General features: G+C 54.7%; 22 protein-coding genes and 1 pseudogene. 13 read left to right on the forward strand and 10 right to left on the reverse strand.

What is annotated here, in order from left to right; all coding sequences use genetic code 11:
- The first annotated feature begins 425 nt into the window (after positions 1 to 425).
- The 6 genes and pseudogenes from GOV87_RS15640 to GOV87_RS15665 all read left to right on the forward strand — a co-directional run bounded on the left by GOV87_RS15640 (position 426) and on the right by GOV87_RS15665 (position 4,949).
- A complete protein-coding gene (locus GOV87_RS15640; RefSeq protein WP_171212429.1) occupies positions 426 to 1,811 on the forward strand; it encodes an AAA family ATPase in 1,386 nt (461 codons plus the stop codon).
- Positions 1,804 to 2,871 (forward strand): ParB/RepB/Spo0J family partition protein, encoded by a 1,068-nt coding sequence (locus GOV87_RS15645; protein ID WP_171212421.1) that lies wholly within the window; start codon positions 1,804 to 1,806, stop codon positions 2,869 to 2,871. Before GOV87_RS15640 ends, GOV87_RS15645 begins: the two co-directional genes overlap by 8 nt.
- A 467-nt stretch (positions 2,872 to 3,338) precedes the next feature.
- Positions 3,339 to 3,428: pseudogene (locus GOV87_RS15650) on the forward strand (IS5/IS1182 family transposase); the annotation flags it as partial.
- 142 nt (positions 3,429 to 3,570) lie between these two features.
- Complete coding sequence (locus GOV87_RS15655) at positions 3,571 to 3,822, forward strand: type II toxin-antitoxin system Phd/YefM family antitoxin (protein WP_171123507.1); 252 nt, start codon at positions 3,571 to 3,573, stop codon at positions 3,820 to 3,822.
- Positions 3,819 to 4,085 carry a Txe/YoeB family addiction module toxin gene (locus GOV87_RS15660; protein ID WP_171123509.1) on the forward strand — a complete coding sequence of 89 codons (267 nt, stop codon included), beginning with the start codon at positions 3,819 to 3,821 and terminating at the stop codon, positions 4,083 to 4,085. The genes GOV87_RS15655 and GOV87_RS15660 overlap by 4 nt, the downstream gene beginning before the upstream one ends.
- 162 nt (positions 4,086 to 4,247) lie before the next feature.
- Complete coding sequence (locus tag GOV87_RS15665; RefSeq protein WP_171212422.1) at positions 4,248 to 4,949, forward strand: IS6 family transposase; 702 nt, start codon at positions 4,248 to 4,250, stop codon at positions 4,947 to 4,949.
- Between the two features lie 336 nt (positions 4,950 to 5,285).
- Here GOV87_RS15665 and GOV87_RS15670 read toward each other — a convergent pair whose 3' ends face one another.
- Positions 5,286 to 5,510 carry a hypothetical protein gene (locus tag GOV87_RS15670; RefSeq protein WP_170560188.1) on the reverse strand — a complete coding sequence of 75 codons (225 nt, stop codon included), beginning with the start codon at positions 5,508 to 5,510 and terminating at the stop codon, positions 5,286 to 5,288.
- Positions 5,511 to 5,727: 217 nt separating this feature from the next.
- On the opposite strand from GOV87_RS15670, the gene GOV87_RS15675 reads away from it, so the two are divergent.
- The 3 genes from GOV87_RS15675 (at position 5,728) to GOV87_RS15685 (ending at position 6,806) form a co-directional block, all read left to right on the forward strand.
- Positions 5,728 to 5,985 carry a type II toxin-antitoxin system ParD family antitoxin gene (locus GOV87_RS15675; protein ID WP_170418358.1) on the forward strand — a complete coding sequence of 86 codons (258 nt, stop codon included), beginning with the start codon at positions 5,728 to 5,730 and terminating at the stop codon, positions 5,983 to 5,985.
- Positions 5,975 to 6,319 (forward strand): type II toxin-antitoxin system RelE/ParE family toxin, encoded by a 345-nt coding sequence (locus GOV87_RS20460; protein ID WP_170709393.1) that lies wholly within the window; start codon positions 5,975 to 5,977, stop codon positions 6,317 to 6,319. The genes GOV87_RS15675 and GOV87_RS20460 overlap by 11 nt, the downstream gene beginning before the upstream one ends.
- A gap of 346 nt (positions 6,320 to 6,665) precedes the next feature.
- Entirely contained in the window at positions 6,666 to 6,806 is a 141-nt protein-coding gene (locus GOV87_RS15685; protein ID WP_171212423.1) for a hypothetical protein, read from the forward strand.
- A gap of 44 nt (positions 6,807 to 6,850) precedes the next feature.
- Here GOV87_RS15685 and GOV87_RS15690 read toward each other — a convergent pair whose 3' ends face one another.
- The 4 genes from GOV87_RS15690 to GOV87_RS15705 form a co-directional block, all read right to left on the reverse strand.
- The gene (locus GOV87_RS15690; protein ID WP_170709391.1) at positions 6,851 to 7,954 is read right to left on the reverse strand and encodes a glycine cleavage T C-terminal barrel domain-containing protein; all 1,104 of its coding nucleotides are present in this window, start codon (positions 7,952 to 7,954) and stop codon (positions 6,851 to 6,853) included.
- 103 nt (positions 7,955 to 8,057) lie between these two features.
- Positions 8,058 to 9,635: an ABC transporter substrate-binding protein gene (locus GOV87_RS15695; RefSeq protein ID WP_170724908.1), complete on the reverse strand. Its 1,578-nt coding sequence runs from the start codon at positions 9,633 to 9,635 to the stop codon at positions 8,058 to 8,060.
- A 120-nt stretch (positions 9,636 to 9,755) separates the two neighbouring features.
- Positions 9,756 to 10,940 carry an acetyl-CoA C-acyltransferase gene (locus tag GOV87_RS15700; RefSeq protein ID WP_170709388.1) on the reverse strand — a complete coding sequence of 395 codons (1,185 nt, stop codon included), beginning with the start codon at positions 10,938 to 10,940 and terminating at the stop codon, positions 9,756 to 9,758.
- A gap of 16 nt (positions 10,941 to 10,956) precedes the next feature.
- Positions 10,957 to 12,555: a fatty acid--CoA ligase gene (locus GOV87_RS15705; RefSeq protein ID WP_254447391.1), complete on the reverse strand. Its 1,599-nt coding sequence runs from the start codon at positions 12,553 to 12,555 to the stop codon at positions 10,957 to 10,959.
- Positions 12,556 to 12,749: 194 nt separating this feature from the next.
- Between GOV87_RS15705 and GOV87_RS15710 the strand changes: the two genes are divergently transcribed.
- From GOV87_RS15710 to GOV87_RS15720, 3 genes are read left to right on the forward strand one after another with little or no spacing between them, the layout of a single operon-like run.
- Entirely contained in the window at positions 12,750 to 13,697 is a 948-nt protein-coding gene (locus GOV87_RS15710; RefSeq protein ID WP_170568174.1) for an ABC transporter permease, read from the forward strand.
- A complete protein-coding gene (locus GOV87_RS15715) occupies positions 13,694 to 14,569 on the forward strand; it encodes an ABC transporter permease (RefSeq protein ID WP_142638852.1) in 876 nt (291 codons plus the stop codon). Before GOV87_RS15710 ends, GOV87_RS15715 begins: the two co-directional genes overlap by 4 nt.
- On the forward strand, positions 14,566 to 16,353 hold the full coding sequence (locus GOV87_RS15720; protein ID WP_170667826.1) for an ABC transporter ATP-binding protein: 1,788 nt from the start codon (positions 14,566 to 14,568) through the stop codon (positions 16,351 to 16,353). The genes GOV87_RS15715 and GOV87_RS15720 overlap by 4 nt, the downstream gene beginning before the upstream one ends.
- 7 nt (positions 16,354 to 16,360) lie before the next feature.
- Here the strand turns inward: GOV87_RS15720 and GOV87_RS15725 are convergent, their stop codons facing one another.
- Entirely contained in the window at positions 16,361 to 17,560 is a 1,200-nt protein-coding gene (locus GOV87_RS15725) for a serine hydrolase (protein WP_245223334.1), read from the reverse strand.
- A 108-nt stretch (positions 17,561 to 17,668) separates the two neighbouring features.
- On the opposite strand from GOV87_RS15725, the gene gcvA reads away from it, so the two are divergent.
- Positions 17,669 to 18,598 carry a transcriptional regulator GcvA gene (gene gcvA / locus GOV87_RS15730; protein ID WP_170570577.1) on the forward strand — a complete coding sequence of 310 codons (930 nt, stop codon included), beginning with the start codon at positions 17,669 to 17,671 and terminating at the stop codon, positions 18,596 to 18,598.
- Here the strand turns inward: gcvA and GOV87_RS15735 are convergent.
- From GOV87_RS15735 to GOV87_RS15750, 4 genes are all read right to left on the reverse strand, one after another.
- On the reverse strand, positions 18,586 to 19,350 hold the full coding sequence (locus tag GOV87_RS15735; RefSeq protein ID WP_170724910.1) for an SDR family NAD(P)-dependent oxidoreductase: 765 nt from the start codon (positions 19,348 to 19,350) through the stop codon (positions 18,586 to 18,588). The two genes, gcvA and GOV87_RS15735, sit on opposite strands and share 13 nt — an antisense overlap.
- Positions 19,351 to 19,779: 429 nt before the next feature.
- Positions 19,780 to 20,922, reverse strand: coding sequence for a serine hydrolase (locus GOV87_RS15740; protein WP_170724912.1), 1,143 nt, complete (start codon positions 20,920 to 20,922; stop codon positions 19,780 to 19,782).
- Entirely contained in the window at positions 20,919 to 23,009 is a 2,091-nt protein-coding gene (locus GOV87_RS15745) for an acetate--CoA ligase family protein (protein ID WP_170724913.1), read from the reverse strand. The genes GOV87_RS15740 and GOV87_RS15745 overlap by 4 nt, the downstream gene beginning before the upstream one ends.
- Complete coding sequence (locus GOV87_RS15750) at positions 23,006 to 24,166, reverse strand: acyl-CoA dehydrogenase family protein (RefSeq protein WP_170724915.1); 1,161 nt, start codon at positions 24,164 to 24,166, stop codon at positions 23,006 to 23,008. The genes GOV87_RS15745 and GOV87_RS15750 overlap by 4 nt, the downstream gene beginning before the upstream one ends.
- Position 24,167: the final 1 nt, after the last annotated feature.

The following is a 24,167-nucleotide window of genomic DNA, read 5'->3' on the forward strand; positions in this document are numbered from 1 at the left end:
CGACTCTCAACGCAATCGTACACTCTAACCGGCGGTAAGAAATGCACATGAATAGGGTCTGAAACTCAAGAAAATCAGCCAACCCGAGAATCGGTGCATGTCGTACCGAGTCCTGCCACCCGTGATCCCGTAACTTGGTACCTTTTAGCCTGTGAATTGGCACCCATTAACCTGTAAACAGGCACCAAGTAGATAGTAAGTTGCTGTTTTTACTTGTTTTCTTTTCCGCAAACTAATTTAACTATCTAAAAAATAGAAACTATTTGTTGTGCTCATTTTAAATATTTCGAAAGTTTCGCCGCGAAACTCAATCAATTCTTGATTTTCTGTGGACAACTTCAGGACCAAGGATAGCTTTTGTGGAAAATGTGCGCTACCTTGCGCTATATACGCCGCTAAGGCGAACATTTCCTGAGGCTCAGACAGTGAACAAATCCAACCCTCCTCAACTACCGCCCTATTTGAATCTCGATCCGAAAGTAGCAGCAAGTAAGTTACCGGATCCTATAGGGACTTCTCGATTCGCAAAAGCCGCAGCATTCTGCACGAAAGGCCGAGAGGATTTGGCTCGTAGAGGTTACGCTCCGGACGGTGAAAAACGACTTCGCCGTTTTTCAATCTGGGAGATAACAAAATACCTTATTCCAGTCGCACCAGCGCACCTACGGCGAGTCCTGAAGGCGAACCCAGACCTTCCACAGGGTGAAGGTGAAACGGGTTCCAAATGGTTTTCTTTGGAAGAGGTTCTGACGCTGCGAAAACACTTTGCGGCGGAAGGTGTTAGCACCAAGGAATATTTGCCATATCGACCTGGGGGGTTGCCTGCAAAGGTTGTTGCAGTCGCAAATTTTAAAGGGGGTGTCGGGAAAACATCCACTGCAGCACACCTAGCCATGTCCGCCGCCTTGGATGGATACCGTGTTCTAGTGATTGATCTCGACAGCCAGGGGTCGATGACGTCTATCTTGGGGGGTAACGTCGCAGACGAGTGGCAGACTGTGTTTCCACTGATCGCAAAAGATTACGCACAGGCCGTCCAGCAGGAAAACCGGGTTAGGCAAGCGGCTGGACAGTCGGAAATCCCACTGGATGAGACGTTGAATGAAGCTCTTAAGACCGGTCCAGGCGACGTTATTCAGAAAACCCATTGGCCCAATATCGATCTTATTGGCGCTCAGCTTAATTTGTACTGGGCAGAATTCCAGATACCGGTCTGGCGAATGGGTTTGCGGAGCTGGCCTCTGTGGGATGGCTTGACCAACTTCCTGCATCAAGACGGTGTATTGGATGACTATGACATAGTGTTCCTAGATACTCCTCCTGCACTTGGGTACCTAACGATCAACGCTCTGGCTGCGGCGGATATTTTGTTGGTGCCCCTTGGGGCTTCATTCCTGGAGTTTGATTCGACCGGTCGATTTTTCGACATGCTATATACGACCTTCGCGAGTATAGAGGATGGAGAAAACGCCGCTCAGCGTGCAGCAGGGCTTCCAGAGCTTAAATTCGAATGGGACGTTGTCAGGGCCATCATTACTCGGTTTGACGCCAGCCAACAGACCGATATGGCAAATGTGATCCAGGCCTATTTCGGGGATTTCATGAACGCCTATAGACAGGACTACACCGCTTTGGTCGGGCAAGCCGGTGAGCAGGTCAATGGCATTTACGAAGCGGATTACCGGGACTTCAATCGCGATACTTATGTGAGGGGTCGCGAAACCTTTGACAGGACTTATGCGGAATTTAAAGAGGTTCTGATCGGGTGTTGGTGGCGAGATACCCATATGGGAGATAAGGCAGATGGCTAAACGCAGAAGATTGTCCGCTCCGGACACAACAGAGTTAGAGCAGATGGAGGCAGGTTTCGCGGCGAAACCCTCACTCAATCCATTTGAGGCAAAAGGGGCTACACCCCCGATTGCAAAAGTTGCTGCCGAAGCCGCCACATTAAACAGCATGGCATCCGTTACGGATAGGGTGGCACTGGCACAGGACCAGGGAGATGCAGCGCGTTGGCGTGATGCTCAGGAAACTGGGCTCGTTGCGGAAATGATCCCGGTAGATCAGATAGATGCAGACTTCATCCGCAGGGACCGTATGGTCGAAGACGATGAGGCCATGAGCGAATTGTTGGATTCATTGCGTTCGCACGGCCTGAGAGCGCCGGTCGAGGTAACAAAGAGCGGTGATGGTTTTGGGCTCATCTCAGGATACCGAAGGCTCAAAGCGTTCCGACTGCTTGCCGATACGGAGAGCTCCTTTTCATCGATTCCGGCCTTTGTGCGTGAGGCGGGCTCGGGGCAGGGCGCCTATATTTCAATGGTGGAAGAAAACGAGATACGGTCCAACCTGAGCCCGTATGAACGTGGGCGAGTAGCTGTTTTGGCGGCAGGGCAGGGGGTTTTCGACTCCACTGAGGCCGCAGTTGATGCGCTTTTTGGGGCGGCTTCTAAGGCAAAGCGATCCAAAGTTAGAAGTTTTGCGATCGTTCATGAAGCGCTGGGTGATCTCCTGCAGCATCCAGTTAGTCTTACGGAAAAAGCCGGTTTGAAATTAGCCGCGGCGCTTCGATCCGGCGCGCAGCCAAAGTTGCGCCAAGTGCTGGCGGACGCCGGCACGCTTGAAATGCGCGAAGAGTGGGCGCTGCTGGAAGAAGCCTTGAAATCAGAGCCGAAGCCGACAAAGGAGAAAGCGCGTGGTGGACGTCCGCGACAAGTCTTGCATCTGAAACCTGTGCAGCTTCCTGGAGGCGGAAAAGTCTCAGCAGAGCTTTCCTCGACGGAAGTGCGGATCAAAATCAGTTTGCAGGATGTCTCAGTTGACGAGGCCGAAGAACTAGTGAAGCAAATAGCGGAACACCTTAGTTAGTTTGGTGGGGAGCCTCATCTACAGTAACCACCCGTTCTGCAATTTCACTCAGGAGCGTCGATTTGGGTCATTGCCAGGTGGTGCGCAAAAGTGGATAATAAAGATTATTATGTATTGAGCGGGTAATGTGGCTTAAGATTGAAAAACGGATATGTCCTAGACGACAGCTTGTTGATGCTGCTTCCACATACCGGTGAATTACATCCGGAATTTATTAACCACAAATATGTTCATGATTTCGTTCAAAGACGCCCAATATCCTGAAGATGTAATACCTTAGGCTGTGTTCTTTTGCGCCAGAAACAACGTGCCCTAACCGTGATCAGCAAGAGGTTACGGCAGAACACCGCTCCATTTTCCAGCGGCTTATTTTGTGGACATCATGCAAACCAGTGAATTCGGCGTGAGAAGTCGACAATGTGGGATTCGGGCCAAACCCAGAACGAATACCAGACTACCCGGGGTGCAAGGACTGGAGGCGCGTGTCGATACATAATGATCGCTGTCCCAGAGTCTTCCACTCCGTAATCGCCCTCGCGGCAACCGTCATCTATTAGTTGTATGTCCCGACCCTAACTCACAGTGGTGTAGACATACTACAGGAATGGAAGCGCAATCTTGTGCCTGTAGATTTGCCGTTGCCTTGACAAAATACCTTAGCTGTACGATATATTGTACAACTGAAGGGAAGAAAAAATCATGGATGTTCTGACGTACACTGATGCTCGGAAAGAGTTGAAGGGTGTCATGGATCGTGTGATCCGTGATTCTGAAGAGATCATTGTTACACGCAAAAACCGCGAATCCGTGGTGATGGTTTCGCTGGATACCTGGAATTCTATTCAGGAAACAATGCACCTTTTGTCGACGCCCAACAACGCGTCGCGCTTGCGTGCATCTATCGCTCAATTGGATGCTGGAATTGGTGACGAGCGAGATCTCATCGAGTGAAGTTAGTTTTCTCGGACCAAGCCTGGGAAGACTATCTTCACTGGCAGGTGGCTGATCCTAAGAATCATAAGCGTATCAACGAGATGATCAAACAGACAATGCGAACGCCATTCCAAGGCGTTGGTAAGCCTGAACCGCTAAAAGGTGACCTTAGTGGCTGGTGGTCTCGTAGGATCACGAAAGAAGATCGAATGGTCTACAGGGTTTCCGGCAAAGGAGATGCCCAGGCTTTGGAACTCGCACAGCTACGATTCCACTACTGATTATGCAGGTCTTGTTTAACCGATGAAGGCACGGCTGCCCTGATGTTTTGAAACCCCACGCACTCGGTGATTTCTAGAAAGTACCACTCACGGCAGCAATGGTGTTGTCACGTTAACCGTCGTTCGGTTGCTCATGCTTGGATTTGGACATAGGTGACATCGATGAATTCATCGTCGATCAGCTACAAGCACCACCGATTTCCTCCTCAGATCATCGCTCACGCGGTGTGGCTTTATGTTCGCTTCAATTTGAGCCTACGGGAAGTTGAAGAGATGCTTCTACAACGTGGGATCGATGTTTCTTACGAGACCGTCCGCCGTTGGGTCTTCAAATTCGGGCCGGCGATAGCTCAAAACTTGCGGCAGAGACAGGGCTGCCCAGGTGATGTCTGGCATCTGGATGAAGTTGCCGTGAGAATCTCAGGTCGCAAGTATTGGCTTTGGCGCGAGGTCGATCAACATGGCATCGTGCTGGACGAAATACTCCAACCGAAACGGGACAAACGGGCTGCAAAACGGCTGTTACGCCGCCTGGTAAAGCGTTTTGGTATTCTTCCCAAGCGGATCATCACGGACAAACTGCGCTCATATGGCGCCGCCAAGCGAGAAGTCGCGCCGGGGTTGGATCATTGGTCACACAAGGGTTTGAACAATCGAGCCGAAAACAGCCACCTGCCATTCCGTAAGCGGGAACGAACGATGCAGGGGTTTCGGTCCCCAGGAGGTTTGCAGAGGTTCGTGACAACCCATTCAGCCGTTCGGAATTGCTTCTGTGCCCCCGCACGCCGTCGCTCAGCCTTAACAATTCGATATCACCGCCTCGAAGCATTTGACGCCTGGAATGCCGCCACTCGAGCTGCTTGAAGTCCGGGCATCAGCATTCCTTGGTGGGTCGGAAGTTAACGTGACAACACCCCAAGAAGCAATGCCAAACACCGAGATTAGGATTTTTGCTATGATCAGAACGCAAGGTATGGTCGAAGACATCGAGACGGTTCTTGATCCGTCTGTTGGGACGATTACGGGCTATCTCTCCGGAAAGTCATTTCGCGACCCCTGACTCAACATAATTTCACTTCTGCGTTTTAGTATGACTTCATAACCATAGTTGTCCGTACCCCAGATGGCGAACATGCGCTTGGCCTTACCAGGTGATACGTACCGGCAGTATCCCCAGACCATCGAGGCCTCTTTGTTTATTTAATTGTGAAGCCGGTGTGCGATCATCGAAGGGTAAGAAAAGCTGTTACCCTTGCGCGGGAAGACGACTTTGTTGTCAAGACGCGGCTCGACTTCTACGGTCAGGACAATCGTTTGTTGTTCACCTTCAACGGAATATCTTTCAAACGGCTCTAGCGGGGTGCCCGCACCCAAACGTAAGCGAGACTGGGTCAGATAGCATTGCTCCGATAGGGTGCTGGACAAAAGCTCATCCTCGAACCGAAGAAATTGGGCTCAACCGATATCAATGCGCGGGGATCAGATTCCTTTGAACGGCGTTGGCGTGCCAATACGATGTAGCGGGATATGCAGGGAAGTTTGTTTCTGGATAGTAATGGCAATAAAACACGTTCGTTCGCGCCCAATATTGACTGTTGTTTGCAGCAGCTTATACTACTCAGTAGTATACATGAGGCTTGATATGAGCGTTAAAGCATCAATATCCCTGACTGAGTCACAAGACGCCTACGCGCGGAATCTTGTCGCCCAAGGTCATTACGCCAGCCTGTCTGCCGTGCTTCAGCATGGGCTTGAACTGATGCGTGAGCAATCGCAAAACACTGACGCACTGCGAGAGCTGCTGGATCAGCGTCGAAACGGAACCTTCACTACTCTCGAAGAGGGCAAGGAGCGTACCAAAGACATGATCGCACGCAAGCGGGCTGCGCGTGGTCTATAAAGTCGTTCGCGCCGAAGAAGAAACCTCAGATCTCGATCTCATTTTTGACTATCTTGTTGAAACCGCTGAGCACTTTGGCGAAGATCTGGAAACCGCTTTTCTGCGCGCTGAGAAGCGCGTCATAGAGATTCAGGAGAGCCTCGAAAGCCTGGCGAACGTTCCACATCAAGGCACCCTAAGACCACATCTCGGCAATAACATTCGGAACGTAACCAAGATCAAAGCGATCATTTATTTTGAAGTCGACGATGACAAACTGATCGTACGCGTACTCGCTGTCTTCTATAGTGGTCAAAACCACGATGCGCACATTCTGCTGCGCCTATTGTCCTGACCCCACGCATCCATTGGCCGAGCGATCGGCCGGCAGTTCTCATAAGTCGGCTACCTTTTAATAGCCGAACAGTGCTGAATCTCGAGTGCATTCCTGCGGTTCAAAACTAAGACCTAGCCAAGGATTTCAGTCTGGATGCCATCAGGGTCATGGAGGAGAGTGGTCCACTCAGAGCTGGATCTGCGCGATTGGTGAGCTTTGGTCATGCGATGGTTGGTGGTTTCCCGATCCTGAAAGACGCAGTAATGTACGGTCTGGGTGTTGGTTTTGTCTCTGGGCTAAAAACTGGTCAGTCAGCGCCGTTAGCGACCCGTCGGCTTCTCGCTCCGCGCCATTGAACTTGCTAGTGGTCGAAAAACTCTACCTAGACGTGGTGATCTGCACCACTGGCGATGGAGCAGATCTGGATGAGTTCTTCGGCCACATGAGTGTGTGGGACAACAAGGGTTGGGCGACCCGACGAAAAGCACATCGGTTCATTGAATAATCGGAATTTGCCCTTTCGTTTTGGTGACCAGGTCCGTCGTGCTCTCAGAGAAAAGGCAACTCGCAAAGCGTTGCGCCAACCGGTCCAGCGCCACGTTTTACCGTGACCCTGTCGCCGGGTTCGGCATCGACCGAGACCAAAGCAAAGCCGATATTCTTTTTCATCCGGAAAGACCAGGCGCACGTCGTCAAATCACCAATTTTTACCCCCCCTTTCTCTATGTCGTTCCAAGTGAATTCTGGATTTGCAGGACTGCCAGCGTCCAGCACAACCCCCAATTGATGCCGTTTCGGCCCCTCATCCGCAATACGGCGCAACGCATCGATCCCAATCGTGTCGTCAGGCACATGCAAGTCCACATATTTGCCCATGCGGACTTCGTAGGGATTGGTCTGTCCATCGGTGTCGCCTCCATAGGAAACGAGACCGCTCTCGACTCGCTCACTCCAGTTGGGGTTCCCTGGACCAATACCGTGTGGCTGGCCGGCCTCTTTGACAATGTTCCAGAGTGCAGTGCCTTTGGCACTATCCATCAGGTAAATCTCGAACCCACCTTGTTTGGACCAGCCCGACCGGGCGACGGCGACCGGAATACCGTCAATTTCGGTTTCCCGGAACCAGAAGTATTTCAGGTCTCGCACCCAATCACCAAAGATCGAGGCAACCACAGTTTCCGCCTTGGGACCCTGCACGGCCAGAGGTGAGACATCAGGCTCACTGACTTCCACATCCAATCCGCGCTCTCGTGCGACGGCTTCGGCCCAGAACCAGATATTGCTGTCCGCGATAGACAGCCAGTAGCGGTCTTGGTCCAGCTTCAGTAGGATTGGATCGTTGATAAGCACGCCATGGTGGTTGCAAAGTGGAACATACTTGCCTTGGCCCATCTTGCATTTTGAAAGGTCTCGCGGCGCAAGGATTTGCGCCAGACGCCCGGCATCTGGGCCCTTTAGCTGCACTTGCCGCTCTACCGCAACATCCCACATCGAGACATCGTTGATGATGCGCCAGTACTCCTCCTCTGGGCTGCCATAGGAGGTCGGCATCAACATGTGATTGTAAGTTGTCATAGCACACACACCATCGGCCAAGGTGGCCTCATAGAAGGGTGATGTGCGCAGACGCGTGGACGGAGAAATAGAGAACATGGCTTGATCGCGATTTAAGGGAGACAAGAGAAGGCCGCCGGTCCGGGTGGAACCGGCGACCCAAGGTCAGTTGACTGGTGCCACTGACAGGGAGAAAGCAGCCTTAGGTAAGCCAGATATTGCGTAGAGTCTGACCAAACCCACCAAGAGTTCCAACCGGATGGGGTGTGTACCCCATGACGTTTTGTGCTGTTGCCTCAAGTTGGTTCTGGAACACGGCGTTCACAAAGCCGCCATCGTCGTTCATCATATGCAACATGTCGCAATACATCTGCGCGCGTTTTGCCTCATCCAATTCGGCGCGGGCCGCCAGGATCATGGAATCGAATTCGTCAGAACCCCACATGGTCTCGTTCCAACTGCCACCCCTCATGTGAGCGATGGTCAGGAAGGCATCGACAGTAGGTCGAGCGTTCCAGCCCGACATGGTCATTGGTTTCTGCATCCAGGTGTGGGTCCAGTACCCGTCCGATGGGGTTTTTATCACATTTACATCTACCGCTCCCTTTGCAGATTGCTGGAAAGTCAAGGCAATGTCGTTTGCCGAATTCCCAGCAGTCTCGGACGTATGGAGGTCGAAGCCCGAAACCCCTGCCTTGTCGAAGTAGAACTTTGCCTTGTCGGGATCGTATTCGGCAGGCTTTACGTCCGGGCACCAGTACTTGTAGGTCGGGCCAATCGGTGTGTCTGCTGAAATAGTACCTATTCCCTTGAACACCTGGTTCAAAACAAGTTCACGGTCCAACGCGTGTTTGACACCTTTACGGAAATTCGCGTCATTTGTCGGAGCGCGGTCCACCATCATCACCATGTTGGTAAACGAACCAGTCGGTGTATTGTGAAGCGTCACAGCGTCGTTGGAGTTGAGCTGATCAACAGCGAAGGCCGGAACGTCGTATACGGAGTCTACATCCCCCGCTAACAACGCGCTCAACATTGCGTTTGCGTCCGGAACAGGGATGAAATCCAAGCCATCTAGGTAAGGCTTACCGTCCTCATAGTAGTTTTCGAAACGTTCGAAAACCACTCGCTCGCCGGGAATGAATTCCATCACCTTGAACGGGCCGGAGCCAATTGCATTCGTGAAATCGCTGTGCCCGGCTGGATGGATGGACAGATGGTAGTCTGACATGATCACCGGCAGGTCTGCATTGCCGGAGGACAAGGTGATCTTTACGGTCATAGCATCGGGTGCATCGATTGCAGTGACTGTCGAAAGCAGAGCCTTGGCAGGCGATTCCGAACCCTCGGCAATGTGGCGCGACAGGCTTTCGACTACATCGGCTGAGGTGACGTTCTGACCGTTGTGGAAAACTAGGCCATCGCGCAACTTGAATGTCCATTCGGTCGCTGCATCGTTGACACTCCATTCCTCTGCAGCGTCGCCTTCGACCTCAAGCGAGGGTAGCAAACGAGTCAATCGCTGGTAGACGCAATTGCCGTAGACTGCATCCGAAGTGTCCGTCATCCTGACGGGCTCTAGGGTATCATCGGTGTTGCCCTGCGCGATCCGCAGCCAGCCACCGCGTGTTGGCGACTGAGCGTATGCGGGACCAGCCTGTGCAAGAATGCTGCTTGCTGTGGGCACCAATAAACCAAAAGCGCCTGCGCGTTTGAAAAAACCGCGACGACTGAGCGATCCCGCCTTATATTGGCGTACCAAGCTATCGATATCGGACATTTTTTCCTCCCAGATGACCGATGCGGGTTGCACCCGCTGTTCATCGAAGTTTGAGCGGACGGCACCCTGTACACAAACAACCGATTCCATGACTTTGCCATAACTGAGGTTATGGAAATGTCAGCAGACTTCGAAAAGCCCAGCCGCGCCCATACCACCGCCGACGCACATGGTGACGACCACATACCGAACCCCGCGCCGCTTCGCCTCAATCAACGCGTGGCCAACCAACCGGGAGCCAGTCATTCCATAGGGGTGACCGACGGAAATCGCGCCGCCATTCACGTTTAGCCTTTCGGGGTCAATACCCAGCTGGTCCCGGCAGGGAATGGCCTGGGCTGCGAAAGCCTCGTTCAATTCCCAAAGACCAACGTCATCCACTTTCAATCCGGCACGCTCCAGTAGCTTCGGAACAGCATAAACTGGTCCCATGCCCATCTCCTCTGGAGCGCAACCTGCCACAGCAAGGCCCCGGTATACGCCTAGTGGAGCGAAGCCGCGCCGTTCGGCCATACGGGCCGACATCAGCACACAGGCCGATGCCCCGTCGGACAATTGGCTCGCGTTTCCTGCGGTCACGACACCGGCTTCAACAACCGGCTTCAGCCCCGCAAGCGTTTCGATTGTCGTTCCCGGCCGGTTGCCTTCGTCCAGCCGAACCGTAACGGTTTCTTCGGTAATTTCGCCAGATTCACGGTTTTTGACCAGCTTGGTCGCTGTTACAGGTACGATTTCATCGTCGAATGCTCCTGCAGCCTGGGCGGCGGCCGTGCGCGTTTGCGACAGTGCCGCGAATTCATCCTGTGCCTCACGAGTTACCCCGTGCAGACGCGCTACATTTTCGGCGGTTACAAGCATCGGCATATACGCGTGCTCTGAGGCTTGGACTACCGCTGGGTCTTTTTCGTCCATAACCCAGTCGAAATACCTGGCCTGCACCGCGGAAATGTTTTCTTGTCCTCCCGCCACGACAATGCCCATTCCGTCGACCGAAATCTGTTTTGCCGCTGTGGCAATGGCCATCAGGCCCGAGGCACATTGACGATCGAGAGTCTGGGCTGCAGCCGTTGCCGGGAGACCACCTGCAAGCGCTGCCAGGCGGGCGATGTTCAGGCCGGCAGTCCCAGCGGTCAGTACCGATCCCAGCACCACATCTTCTACCTCTGCTGGATCGATACCGGCCCGACTGACGGCGGCTCGTATGGCGTGTCCAGCGAGTGTCGGCGACTTCGAGTTATTGAAGGCACCCTTGAAAGCCGACCCTATGGGTGTTCGAGCGGTTGATACGACAACGACATCTTTCATATCACGAACCTTCCTATTAGATGAACCGGGCCCTAAGGGCCTTCTTGTCCAGTTTGCCAACCGACGTTCTTGGCAAGCTGTCGGTAAACTCAATCCGGTCTGGGATCGCCCATTTCGAAATCGCCCCTTGGTCAACCGCCACATCGAACGCCATACGAAGACGGTCGTAGGTTTTTTCGGTTTCATCACAGCAGGTAACAATCAGCATAGGGCGTTCCCCCCATTTCGTGTCTGAAACGCCAATGGCGGCCGCTTCACTCACACCTTCAACGGTGCTCGCGAGGTTTTCCAATTCAAGCGAAGACACCCATTCGCCTCCGGTCTTGATCACATCTTTAACCCGGTCGGTGATCCGCAACGTGCCCGTTTCGTCGATGAACCCGACATCTCCAGTATGCAGCCAGCCGCCTTGCCAAAGTGCCCCCGTCCCGGCCTCGTTTTTCAGATAACCTTGAGTTAGCCAGGGCGCGCGCGCCACAATTTCTCCCGTCGTCCTTCCATCGCGAGGGGCATCGTTCATATCCCAATCAACCACACGGATTTGCACAAATGGCGCGGGTTTTCCTGTTGCAATCCGAGCACTCAGCGGTGTTTGCGGGTCCCGCGTGGCCATCATGTCCGCCACTGTCAGGAACGGACAGGTCTCTGACATGCCATAGGCAGCGTGCACGTCAACTCCGTGCTCTAATGCCTGCCTTGCCAGACCTTCGGACAGAGCAGAACCGCCTATGATGACCTTCCAGTTGCTGAGATCTGTTTGCGCGACTTCAGGTGCATTCAGAAGCATCGCAAGTATCGTCGGTACACAATGCGAGAACGTAACACCGTGCTTTTCGATTAGCCCCAAAAGGCGGGCGGGATCGTAACGACCTGGATAGACTTGTTTAAGGCCCATCAATGTGGCGACATAGGGTATGCCCCAACCATGCACATGAAACAGCGGGGTTATCGGCATGTAGACATCGCTCCGGTTCAGCCCGCCGCCTGGTACCGGGCCTAACCCGGCCGCGACCGCCATTGTGTGCAAAACCAGTTGGCGCTGGGAGTAGCTGACCCCCTTGGGATCACCTGTGGTACCGGTCGTGTAGAAAAGCGTCGCTCGGATATTCTCGTCAAAATCCGGGAATTCTTGCTCCGGTTCGCACTGCTGCAGCAGGGCCTCGTACTCGCCTTCCGAGGACTCCACCTCGGGGAACACCCCATCGTCGCTGAGGATTACCAACCGCCAAGGCCGCTCGATCCGCTCAGAGATCTCGAGTAGAAGTGGCAAAAAGTCGACGTGGCACAGGATTACGTCGTCCTCTGCATGGTTGATCGTGTAGAGGATCTGATCCGGCGACAATCGGATGTTCACGGTATGCAGCGTGGCCCCGATCATCGGAATAGCAAAGAAACACTCGAGATACCGATGGCTGTCCCAATCCAGAACGGCCACAACGCTACCCTCACCCACGCCAAGTGAGCGCAACGCCCCTGCAGCCTGACCGACGCGCCTGGCAAAAGTGCGATAGTCATACCGCTTCGTATCGGCGTGTACAATCTCCTGATCTGGCGTGTTTGCCAGCGGCGTGGCGAGGATTTGCTTGATCAACAATGGGTAGGAATAGGCAGTCATGGGCATCTCCGATCGCCCCAGTCTTTGCGTTCTCCAGCCCTGCGGAACAAACAACAAAATCTCGGTCTTTGCCCAAACAAAAGAATACACATGCCTTTGCTATAACCAAAACGACCCCAAACTGGTCGCTATGGTTGTTTGTCTCGCTTCAAGCTTGCGCCGAATATGCCGGAAGCCTTGAAGGGAGGACCAAGGTGTACCGAATTATTCTGACCCGCCTGGCTCAGGGTTTACTAACCTTGCTCCTTGCTTCCATCATTATCTTCGGCGCGACGGAAATCCTTCCGGGCGACGTTGCTGAAGCCATTCTAGGACAAAGCCGCACCGAAGAATCGCTTGCCGCGCTTCGCGAAGAGATGGGACTCAACCGCCCTGCAGTAGTGCGTTATCTCGATTGGCTGGGCGGTATGATCCAAGGGGATCTGGGGACATCATTGGCCACCAAGCGACCTGTGGCTGACATGATAGAAAGCCGTATGTGGAACACTCTGCGGCTTGCGCTTTTGGCAGCGGCAATCTCGGTACCGATGTCTTTGGCTCTTGGCCTTTGGTCTGCGATGCGCGCCGGTGGCCGGATCGACAAAACTCTTGCCATGACCACACTTGCGTTGATTGCAGTGCCTGAATTCTTCATTGGTCTCATTCTGATGAAAGTTTTTGCAGTCGAACTAAAGTGGCTCTCCGCGTCGGCCAACACGCGGCCCTACTTTGATTTCTGGCAGAATTTCCGGGCCTTGGCTCTCCCCGTAGCCACCCTCAGTTTTGCCGTTCTGGCGCACATGATGCGGATGACACGTTCTTCCGTCATCAACATCTTCACCTCCCCATACTTGGAGATGGCAGCACTCAAGGGCTTGCCCAAGCGTAGGCTGGTTTTGCGCCACGCGCTGCCTAACGCGCTGTCGCCGATCTTCACGGTTATTGCACTTAATCTGAGTTACATGGTGTCCGGTGTCATTATCGTTGAAACCGTGTTTGGCGTACCCGGCTTAACGCGGCTTCTGGTCGACGGTGTCACTCTGAGGGACATTCCACTCATCCAGGCCTGTGCAATGATTTTTGGCACTGTCTATATCCTTCTGAATCTACTGGCCGACGTCCTGTCCATCATGGCGAACCCGCGCTTAAGGTACCCAAAATGAGCGAAGCAACCGATATCCCCACTCCCCGGGCCTCCGTCTTTGCGGGCCTGCGCCTGACCTGGACTGCAGGTATTGCCGGCGCGGTGCTGCTGTTCTGGCTCATCCTTGCGTTTTTTGGGCCATGGATCGCACCCCATGGTGAAGCCGAAATCATCTCAGGCCAGACCTTTGCACCAATAGGCGAAGGCGGTTTGCTGGGTACTGACAAGCTGGGACGAGATGTATTGTCCCGCCTGATCTATGGAGTACGTACAACGCTGTTGCTGGCACTTGTCACCACCATGATCTCTTTTTTATTCGGCGTCGCACTCGGTTTTGCCGCCGCGATTCTGAGAGGCTGGTTCGATATCGTAGTAAGCCGCGTTGTCGAGGCATTCATGGCTTTCCCCTCCACCCTATTGGCTTTGGTTGTCATAGGCGCCTTCGGTACTTCTATCACAGTGCTTGTTCTGACTGTTGGGTTGGTCCTCTCGACCAGCGTATTCCGTGTCTCTCGAGCACTTGGTTATGACATCGGCGTTATGGATTTTGTCGAGGCTGCCCGTGCGCGGGGCGAAGGCACCTGGTGGATTCTGACACGTGAGATCTTACCCAATTCCATGGCCCCCTTGATTGCCGAGTTTGGCCTTCGATTCACCTTTTCGATCCTGTTCCTTTCGGGCCTGTCGTTTCTTGGCCTAGGAGTGCAAGAACCTGCGGCCGACTGGGGGCTCATGGTGCAGGAAAACGTGGGGGGGCTGTTCCTCGGTTCGTCCGCAGCGCTTATACCAGCTGCATGCATTGCCTCCTTGACCGTTTCCATGAACCTGCTTGTTGACTGGTTCCAACAGCGCCAGCAAGGCGAAACTGTTCTGGAGAAGATCGACCAATGACCGACATTCTGACCATCAAGGACCTGCGCGTCGAGGGACGCCCCCCAGGCGGTAACTATGTGCCAATTGTCAAGGGCGTGTCCATGAGCGTCGCCAAGGGCGAAGTGTTGGCACTCATTGGCGAAAGCGGCTCGGGCAAATCTACGATCTCTCTGGCATCAATGGGTTTTGCCCGCCCCGGCTGTCGCATCTCAGGGGGTGAAGTCTGGCTGAACGGACGGGACATTATGAAATTGCCCCCACGCGACCGCCACAGCTTGCGCGGGGACGAAGTGTCTTACGTGGCACAATCGGCAGCAGCTAGCTTCAACCCTGCGCTTAGGATCGGCAAGCAAGTTATCGAGGCACCTCTTTGGCATGGCACCGGAGATGCCGAAACTCTGACCGCGAATGCAATAGAGCTTTACCGCAAACTTGACTTGCCCGCCGCGGAAACCGTCGGCGACAAGTTTCCACATCAGGTTTCGGGTGGTCAGTTGCAGCGCTTGATGGCTGCAATGGCCATGTCCTGTGGACCCGACCTTCTGATACTCGACGAACCCACCACTGCGCTTGACGTAACGACCCAGATCGAGGTGCTGAAAGCCTTTAAGGACATTATCCGCGATCAGGGTACCGCCGCGATTTATGTCACACATGATCTCGCCGTAGTCTCGCAGGTGGCTGACCGAATTCTAGTGCTAAAAAACGGCGAGATGGTCGAGGAAGGCACAACGGATCAGATCTTGCACCACCCACAGCACGAGTACACTCGCACACTGATGGAGGCTGTCCGTCCTGCTCCACACTTGGTGGATCACGTGGAGACAGATCTGGCTCAGAGGCCGGTGATTTCGGCACGGAACGTGACTGCGGGTTATGGAGCTCTGACCATTCTCTCTGATGTATCCGTCGATGTACCTGCCGCTTCGGTCGTGGGCGTAATTGGCGAAAGTGGTTGTGGAAAAAGCACACTTGCCCGAGTTGTTGCGGGCCTCACACCGTTAAAGGGCGGAGAAGTCCAACTCGATGGCAATACCGCCGCTCCAGCAGTGAAGGATCGGTCGATTGAAACGCTCAAGGATTGCCAGATCGTCTTTCAAATGGCTGACACGGCGCTTAATCCTCGGCAACGGATCAGCGATATCCTGGGCCGTCCTCTGGAATTCTATCTGAACCTCAAGGGGCGCGCACGCGCCCAGAAGGTCGGCGACCTTTTGGAACTGGTCGATCTTCCTCGCGATTTCGCCTCCCGCTATCCCGGAGAGCTGTCTGGTGGGCAAAAGCAACGCATTAATCTCGCTCGCGCGCTTGCCGCCGAGCCCAAGGTGATCCTTTGTGACGAGGTGACTTCGGCGCTGGACACCGTGGTGGCCGCAGGTGTGATCGAACTCCTGAAATCGCTGAAGGACAAACTGGGCGTCGCCTACATGTTCATCAGTCACGATCTTTCCACCGTAGCTTCTTTCGCCGATGAGGTGGTTGTACTGTATGCCGGACGTGTCGTCGAAAAGGGACCATCAAAAGCGGTTTTTCGCCCGCCTTTTCACCCCTACACAAAGCTGTTGCTATCTTCGGTGCCCGAGATGCGCCAAGGCTGGCTGGAAGGCGTGGCAGATACAAGCGAGGCAAAGGCGGCTAGCGCTGGCAGCGTCGAAATCGGTGCGCGGGGCTGCCCCTTCGCCAACCGCTGCACCCATATCATTGCGGGAACATGTGATACTCGGACTCCACCTTTGCATGACCTACCCGGTGGATTGAGCATCGCTTGCCATTTGACCCAGACGAACCTGCCCCTAGACTGACGTCGCCTCAGTCCACCAGCGCCTGGTAACTCAGAACTCTAAGCTCACGGCGCAGGGTATAGGCGCTCGAAGGAATTAGCTGCGTCATAAGTATCACAGTCATCTCCTCGATCGGGTCCACCCAAAAGGCGGTCGAGGCCATACCGCCCCAGGCAAATTCACCGGGTGAGCCGATGATTTTGGCCCGCGCCGGGTCTAACATCACCGACACACCGAGTCCGAAGCCAACCCCCTCAAAGGTAGTTTCGCTGAAATGAGCCTGTCCCCGGCTCGCCAAATCGCCGCCCATGTGATTGCACACCATTAGATCAAAAGCCTTGCGCCCTAGTAACCTGCCTCCGTCACATCTGCCGCGCCGAAGAAGCATCGTTGCAAAACGCTGGTAGTCGTCCATTGTGGAGAGCAACCCACCGCCCCCGCTTTCCAAGGTAACCGGCGCAATGAAACCTTTCTGATCATCAGAAGCAACAAAGCCGCCTGGCGCGCGGTCATAGAGCGTGGCCAAGCGGCCAGACTTATCGGCCGATACGGCGAAGCCTGTGTCCACCATTCCGAGCGGATCAAAGATCTGTGTCTTAAGAAATTCGCCGAGAGGCTGACCACTGATAACCTCGATCAAATGGCCGAGAACATCCGTCGAAAGGCCATAAAACCAACGGTCACCCGGCTGAAAGGCCAAGGGAAAACTCGCTAGCACTTCAACAGCTTCCGCCATCGTCGTAAGACCTCTGTCAAAGTCGAGACCGCTATCCGAAAGGGCACGCTCCAGCTCGTTTCCCTGCGGATCACCATAGACGATCCCCGCCTGGTGTGTGAGAAGATCATGGATTGTAATACCCCGGTCAGCTGGCTCGGTCTCGTTCAGAGCGTGACCAGGACCCTTCCAGACCTGCGGGTTTGCGAAATCTGGGAGAAAGTCGCAAACAGGCTGATCCAGTTGAAACGCCCCTTCTTCGTAGAGCATAAGTAGGGCGAGTGAGGTCACAGGTTTGGTCATCGAATAGATGCGCCAAATAGTATCAGGTAATACAGGCCGCTTCGACTTTGCATCGGCAAATCCCGCACGCTCCGAAAAACATATCTTTCCCCGGCGAGATATTTGCACAGCCAGACCAGAAAGGCGTCCGTCATGCACATGGGCGTTCATCCAATTGGTGATGCGCGACAGCTTAATCGGGTCTAATCCCAAGGTATCTTCTGGTTGCAAGTCGTCAGCTCCATATAGTCTCAACGTCAATCTGCACCGAGATTCTCTTGGCGTTCAAGCGATAGATAATCTATCTATAACCTAACTGAAATTATGCTTGAGTTGGCCATGAGTACACGGCGACTTCCCCACCTGACCTGGCTGCGCGCATTCGAAGCGTCGGCCAGGCATCTGAGCTTTACCCATGCGGCGCAGGAACTGAACCTGACACAAGCAGCGATCAGCAAACAAGTGAAATTGCTGGAGCATTACTTGCGCGAGCCGCTCTTTGAGCGCAAACCCAGAAGTCTGGTCCTGACCAAAGTGGGCGCCGCCTATCTACCGAAGGTCAGAGACGGCTTTGAACGCCTGGCCGCGGGAACCGAGGAAGTGTTTGGCCTGCGGCGCTCCGAAGTCCTGACCGTGCGGGCGCCGGTCGGGTATTCAGTTAACTGGATCGCGCCGCGACTTCAGGGATTCTTTGACCGCCACCCGGACACTGAAGTGCGTCTGGTCTCAAGTGTATGGGGAGATCAGTTCGACAATGAGCGGTTTGATCTCGATATCCAATACGGCACAGGGAAGTGGCCAGGATACAAAGCCGACCGGTTAACTTGGGAGGTGATCAAACCGGTTTGCTCTCCAATTTTGCTTGAGGGTTCCAAAGCGATCCGCAAACCAGATGATCTTGCCCACCATCGCCTGCTACACGTGCTCGGTTACGAGGAGGGTTGGGCTGACTGGTTGCGTTATGCAAAGGCAAGCGGTGTCAACTCGGGCCAGGGGTTACAGTTCGACACCTCGCTGCTTGCTTTCGAGTTTGCCTCTCGTGGTGGCGGTGTAGCTTTAGCACGGTCCTCAATGTGCGGCGTCGAGATCGAGCGCGGACGACTTGTTGAACCCTTCGAGCTCGAAGCGCCCCTGCAGGAGGCTTTCTACTTGATCGCACCGGAAGCGGATCGCGACCATCCTGATGCCCAAAATTTTCGCGAGTGGCTGATCGAGACGTCAGAAAACGACCTCGAAAACAAGCGCATTCGAGAGACCTATCCGGCTTGAAGCCGCACGCCTGCGTCAAGACGAATGGTCTCGCCGTTCAGCATAGGGTTTTGGATGATGTTAACGGCAAGGCGCCCAAATTCCGCGGGCTCGCCAAACCTGTTTGGAAACATCCGGCCATCTAGCATCCCGTCGATTACCTCCTGCGGAATATGATCAGCGATCGGAGTGCGAAATAATCCGGGCGCAATTGTCATGACCCGCACTCCGCGGGGCATGAATTCACGGGCGGCCTGCAATGTCAGACTGGCAATCGCGCCCTTTGAAGCCACATAAGCCCCCTGCCCAATTTGACCCTCGATTGAAGTAATCGAGCCTGTGTTGATGATAATCCCGCGCTCGCCATCTTGATTGAGCGGCTCCTGCTGCATCATCCGGGCTGCGCATTTCGTCATGACGCTGACGGTTCCCATCAGGTTGACGTTGATCACCCTCGCGAAAGCTTCCATATCAACTGGACCGTCCCGTCCGACAAGTCGCATACCGCCGGGGATGCCCGCACAGTTGACAACTATGCGAATTGGTCCGCTCCGGTCTTCGGCCAGATCCAAAGCGGCCTCGACCGCAGAACTGTTGATAACATCACAACCTATGCCAAGCGCGCCGATTTCCGCTGCCGCGTTTTTTACCCGAACTTCATCGAGGTCCAGCAAGGTAACTCGTGCTCCGGCTTTGCTGAGCGCCTGTGCAGTAGCAAGCCCCAGTCCTGATCCTGCCCCGGTCACGATCGCAGATAGTCCTTCAATATCCATGCGTGATAATCTCCGTTTGTTCAAAACTTCTTAACCCAGAACCAGAAGGTAAACATCGAAGTTCTATTTACCCTTTGGCCAACCAAAAAACACTTTGCCTCCGCGTGCAGTGCAATATGTCGGGACGGTCGGGTCACAAACCTGCGCTGTTGTTTCGAACAATTGCTCCGCGATAAGCAACTTCAGGCGGGTTGTGTCACACCCGCGACATGCCTTGTTGACAACTTCGGCAGGATATCCCGACAGACGTAAATGCCGCGCTGAGAAGAAGTTCAGTTCGCGCTGAGAAGAAGTTCAGTTTAGGTGATCGAAACTGGATGCTCGAAGAGTGGGTCGGATCACTCTAAAAGATTCGGCCCAGGTCAAGGACTGCAAAGCGGCCAATCCGTGCCTTCCCCGCTGACACTTAGCTCGGCAACTGCAAACCCGTCAAATGACAGAAAGGCAGACGTCTCGAAGCGTTGTGGCCAGCTCTCCCATATAGGTGTCATCGTAACCCGAGTCATTCTCCAGCACACTTAAGAATGCACAGCTGGTGCCGGTGACCATATCCACCATGAGGAACTGCCCTCCATAGCCAGCATGACCGATTAATCGACCGTCGGTCATGGTCTGGTTTGAGTACTTGAGCCAATTCTTGGGTGATGTCATCGCTGGCGCGCGGCGGATCAGAGTTTCTTGCAGGAAACCGATGTTGGCCATAGGTCGACCGTGCAGGTCGCGGCCTTCCCGCGCCAGTAGCAACCCGAACCGCGCGAGGTCGCGCACGCTTAGGCAACCGCCACCAGAAAACGCTGGGTGCCCGTCCTTGCTGAGGCTGATGTGAAAGGCGCCCTCGTATCCTGCCGCATCAACAATTTCTTCGATTTGTTCAGCTAGTGGAATGGGCGAAACCTCGGCCGCTATCAGGGTCAGGACATCCGTGTTCGCGGATTTATAGTCGGCTTGTCGCACCCCCGAGTTTACCCTGAAACCAGTGATCGAGGCCGCAAATTCCGCAAGCGTGATTTCCTTTTCACCCTCGCCGGGCAAGCGCCAACCCAGAGCGACCTCTTCAGTATAGCAGTCGGCATCGGGGTCAGCATAATCCTCGGTGAAGTCGTTATCGACGTTCATGTCGAGCAAAGATTGAATGCTGGCCTCGGCATACCCGCTGCCGATACCCGGCAGATAGTCGCGGACCTGCGCGTCCAATGACAACAGCCCCTGTGCAAGCAGACGACCTATGATTAAGTGGATGTGTAGCTTTGTCACCGACTGGATCGAATGCGGCGCTGAAGTCGAAAAATCATCTGCGGCTTTTTCCAGAATGATCTTGTCGTTCTTTAAACAGCAGAACGCAGAGAACGCCGGATGGGCAAGCATTTGTTCCAGTTCAGGCACACGGGCGCACAGATTTTGCTCGGCGGCTTCCAGCTGCAAAACCTCTCTGGAACGCACCATGAGACATCGGCGGAACAGCCGATATGCGTTGTGGAACCCATGCCGGCGAAATTCCGGCTGGTTCCACCGTTGCTTGTTGTCGTCTCCAACAGCCAGATCGGGATTGGGTATGATCCTATTCCTGCTCATGACCGAGGCACCTGGATCAGGGCATCAACAGCGACGATGTGATCTGGGTAGACAAACATCGGGTTGATCTCGACCTCTGCGACCTGGCTGCGCGCCTCTAGGAACGCCGCACAAAACCGGTGCAGCGCATCCGAAATTCGCGGAATGTCCGCTTTTTGACTGCCCCGGTACCCTTCCAACAGTCGAGCTACACGGAGCGAACACAATGCGCGCTCGATCTCGTCTTTTGAGGCAGGCAACAACACAGTGCGCGCGTCTCGGACCAACTCGGTCAAAACACCGCCGCTACCAATCACCAAGCTGGGACCAAATTGCGGATCAGCACGCAGCGTGACGATCATCTCTGCAAGCGGCTTGGGCGACATGGCTTCGATCAGGAAGCGATCCGTCACCGCCGCGCGGTCATAAGCCGCAACCGTTGCCGTCATTGCCTTGATCGCCGAGGACAGCCCCTCCGCATCCTTGATCCCCAAAGCGACCGCGCCCGCTTCGGTCTTGTGAGGTAAGCTTGGTGACATCATTTTCAGTGCGACCGGATAGCCGATATCCTTCGCAACGCCAGCTGCCTCGGCCGCGTTGCAGACATGTCCGTTTGGCACAGCAATAGCCGTTTGCTTGAGCCAGGATTTACCTTTGTCTTCGGTCAATACCATTGGGCTCTGTATAGTTGCACCGGGTCGCAAGGCGGCAGGCCGGTCAATCCTTGTCCGCGCCCTTGCTTCGGACCACCAAATAGCATCACGCATGGCATTCAACGTCTCGTGAATACCCTGCATAGGTGCGACCCCCAGTTCTATGAGATGCCTGCGGGTTCCACGATCAAGATTTTCAGGTAAGGTCGCGCAGATCGCTGCCGGGACAGAGTGTTCCTGAGCGGCCTGCGCAAAAGCTGCAGCATCGTTCTGGTAGTAGATCTTGGACGCGTCCAACCCTTCTGCCGGGTAGTCCTGCACCAGAACAGCCAGATCCGCGTTAAGGGCCGATAGCGCCGTGGCAAAAACCGGGTAAGTCTTATCGCCCTGTCCCCAGATCGGGGTCGTATAGTCCAGCGGGTTGGAAACCGTCGCGATCTCAGGCAGCAAACTGGTCAGGCTTTCCTGCCCTGCAGAGCCCACTTTGGGAAAGCACACACCAATCCTTTCCGAGTGATCTGCGAGCATCGTCGCCCCGCCCCCAGAACAGGTAAAGCCAGCGACACGCCTGCCTTGCGGCGCGCCTGCTACGCAGAGGTACTTCAGCGTTTCCAGAAACTGCGACGGGCTGGTGACGTCGATCACCCCGGTGCGATCAAACAGTGCCTGATAAAGCTCGCTCGAACCGGACAGAGAGCCGGTGTGACTGACCGTCAGAGTCGCCCCAATGGCGGAATTGCCGGTCTTCAGTGCGACAACCGGAACCCCCCGATCCAGGGCTTTCAGCGCGGCGCGTTCAAAAGCAGCAATGTCACGCAACCCTTCGATGTGCAATCCAATGGCGCGCACAGCCGGGTCTTCAGCAAAGGCATCCAGGAATTCCTCAATCCCCAAGACCGCCTGATTGCCTGCAGAAACCATGTAGGCCATTGGCAATGAACGCGCACTCATGGTGATGTCGGATGAGAACATACCAGACTGGGTAACGATCGCTGCACCGTATCCCGGCGACCAGCCGCCATGTTCAAATGACCAAAGCGCGGCATTGTCGACATAGTTGATCATGCCATAACAGTTTGGGCCGATCAGAGCCATATCACCGGCGGCTTCGATCAGATCTCGTTCCGATTGTATGTCGCCAGTTTCCTTAAAGCCCGCGGAAAAACAAACGACACCACCTGCACCCATCTGTTCCAATTCTCTCAGGGCATCTGTCACCCCGGCCGCAGGGATAGCGAGATAGACGGCATCAGGTGGCTCCGGCAGGTCCGAGATGCAGGGAACACAGCCCACGCCATCCAGATCGGCGCGTTTGGGATTAACGGCCCACATTTTCCCTTGAAATCCACGCCGACGGGCTTCGCGCACGGCAATGGTCGCATCACGTCCACCAATAAACGCGATGTGGCGCGGCTTTAAAAGACGCTCAAGATTTTCGCGCCGCGCCGGCGTCATGCGCCAAGTGGCCTCAGGATGGACCTGGTGATGATGTGGCGTTGGATTTCGCTGGTGCCGTCCCAAATCCGCTCCAATCGGCTATCGCGCCAAAACCGTTGGATCGGCATTTCCTCCATCAATCCCATGCCACCAAAAATCTGAACGGCATCATCGGCGATCCTGTTGAGCATCTCTGAGCAGTAAACCTTGACCATTGCCGCATCTGCATCACCCATGACACCCGCTTCGGCACGTGCAACGGCGTCTTGCACCATCAGATCGGCCGCGCGCAACGTCATCGCACCGTCCGCCAAACGGAAGCCGGTGGCCTGAAACGTACCGATCGGTTTACCGAATTGCTTGCGCGTTGCGGCCCACTCGGTCGCCAGGTCAAGGATGCGTTCGGCCTTACCGCAGCAGGTCGCGCCGACCCAGATACGCCCCATGCCGAGCCACTTTCCCGACAGCTCAAGCCCGCGACCCTCTTCGCCCAGGATCTGATCCGGACCAAGACGCACATTGTCGAAACTCAACTCAAAAGTCTTGTAACCGCGATAGCTGACGCAATGCGTCCCTTCGCGGCAGTCGAACCCCGGAAGGCCCACATCGACCAGAAAAGCCGTCACCCGTTTGCGTGGGCCGCGTGGTGTTTCATTTGTACCAGTTGCAGCAAAGACAATCGCGAAATCCGGCATGCAGGGACCGGAGATAAAGTGTTTGGAACCATTCAGGATCCAGTCATCCCCGTCGCGTATCGCATTTGTCTTCATCCCCATGACATCCGAACCTGCGTCAGGCTCTGTCAAGGCAAAGAGCTCACGCTTTTCACCGCGCACGGCAGGAAGCAAATATCGCTCGCGCTGGTCTCCTTCGCAGGCCATCAGCAATTCCGTCGGGCGGGCCGCCCAGCTTTGTAGCGCATGGCTTGTACGGCCGTATTCCCGCTCGATCAGGGACATGGGCCCATATCCCAGCCCTCCGCCACCAACCTCTTCGGGCAGGTTGCAGGCGAAGAGGCCCAATTCATGCGACCTCGCCTCAATCTGGCGGCCGATCTCCTCGGGCACATAGCCTAGGCGATCCACCTTTTCTTCATGCGGATACATCTCTGTTTCGACAAATCGGCGAACAGTGCTAACCAGAAGCTCTGTTTCGTGACTGGTTTCCAGATTCATG

It is taken from the genome of Ruegeria sp. HKCCA5426 (genome assembly GCF_013034585.1).
GTDB lineage: Bacteria > Pseudomonadota > Alphaproteobacteria > Rhodobacterales > Rhodobacteraceae > Ruegeria.

Coding starts and splice junctions, on each gene's coding strand:
- GOV87_RS15665 (WP_171212422.1), top strand. CDS start 4,248: ATGAATTCATCGTCGATCAGCTACAAGCACCACCGATTTCCTCCTCAG.
- GOV87_RS15745 (WP_170724913.1), bottom strand. CDS start 23,009: ATGACGCCGGCGCGGCGCGAAAATCTTGAGCGTCTTTTAAAGCCGCGC.
- GOV87_RS15705 (WP_254447391.1), bottom strand. CDS start 12,555: ATGACTGCCTATTCCTACCCATTGTTGATCAAGCAAATCCTCGCCACG.
- GOV87_RS15655 (WP_171123507.1), top strand. CDS start 3,571: ATGGATGTTCTGACGTACACTGATGCTCGGAAAGAGTTGAAGGGTGTC.
- GOV87_RS15700 (WP_170709388.1), bottom strand. CDS start 10,940: ATGAAAGATGTCGTTGTCGTATCAACCGCTCGAACACCCATAGGGTCG.
- GOV87_RS15715 (WP_142638852.1), top strand. CDS start 13,694: ATGAGCGAAGCAACCGATATCCCCACTCCCCGGGCCTCCGTCTTTGCG.
- GOV87_RS15690 (WP_170709391.1), bottom strand. CDS start 7,954: ATGTTCTCTATTTCTCCGTCCACGCGTCTGCGCACATCACCCTTCTAT.
- GOV87_RS15740 (WP_170724912.1), bottom strand. CDS start 20,922: ATGAGCAGGAATAGGATCATACCCAATCCCGATCTGGCTGTTGGAGAC.
- GOV87_RS15750 (WP_170724915.1), bottom strand. CDS start 24,166: ATGAATCTGGAAACCAGTCACGAAACAGAGCTTCTGGTTAGCACTGTT.
- gcvA (WP_170570577.1), top strand. CDS start 17,669: ATGAGTACACGGCGACTTCCCCACCTGACCTGGCTGCGCGCATTCGAA.
- GOV87_RS15645 (WP_171212421.1), top strand. CDS start 1,804: ATGGCTAAACGCAGAAGATTGTCCGCTCCGGACACAACAGAGTTAGAG.
- GOV87_RS15735 (WP_170724910.1), bottom strand. CDS start 19,350: ATGGATATTGAAGGACTATCTGCGATCGTGACCGGGGCAGGATCAGGA.
- GOV87_RS15675 (WP_170418358.1), top strand. CDS start 5,728: ATGAGCGTTAAAGCATCAATATCCCTGACTGAGTCACAAGACGCCTAC.
- GOV87_RS15695 (WP_170724908.1), bottom strand. CDS start 9,635: ATGTCCGATATCGATAGCTTGGTACGCCAATATAAGGCGGGATCGCTC.
- GOV87_RS15720 (WP_170667826.1), top strand. CDS start 14,566: ATGACCGACATTCTGACCATCAAGGACCTGCGCGTCGAGGGACGCCCC.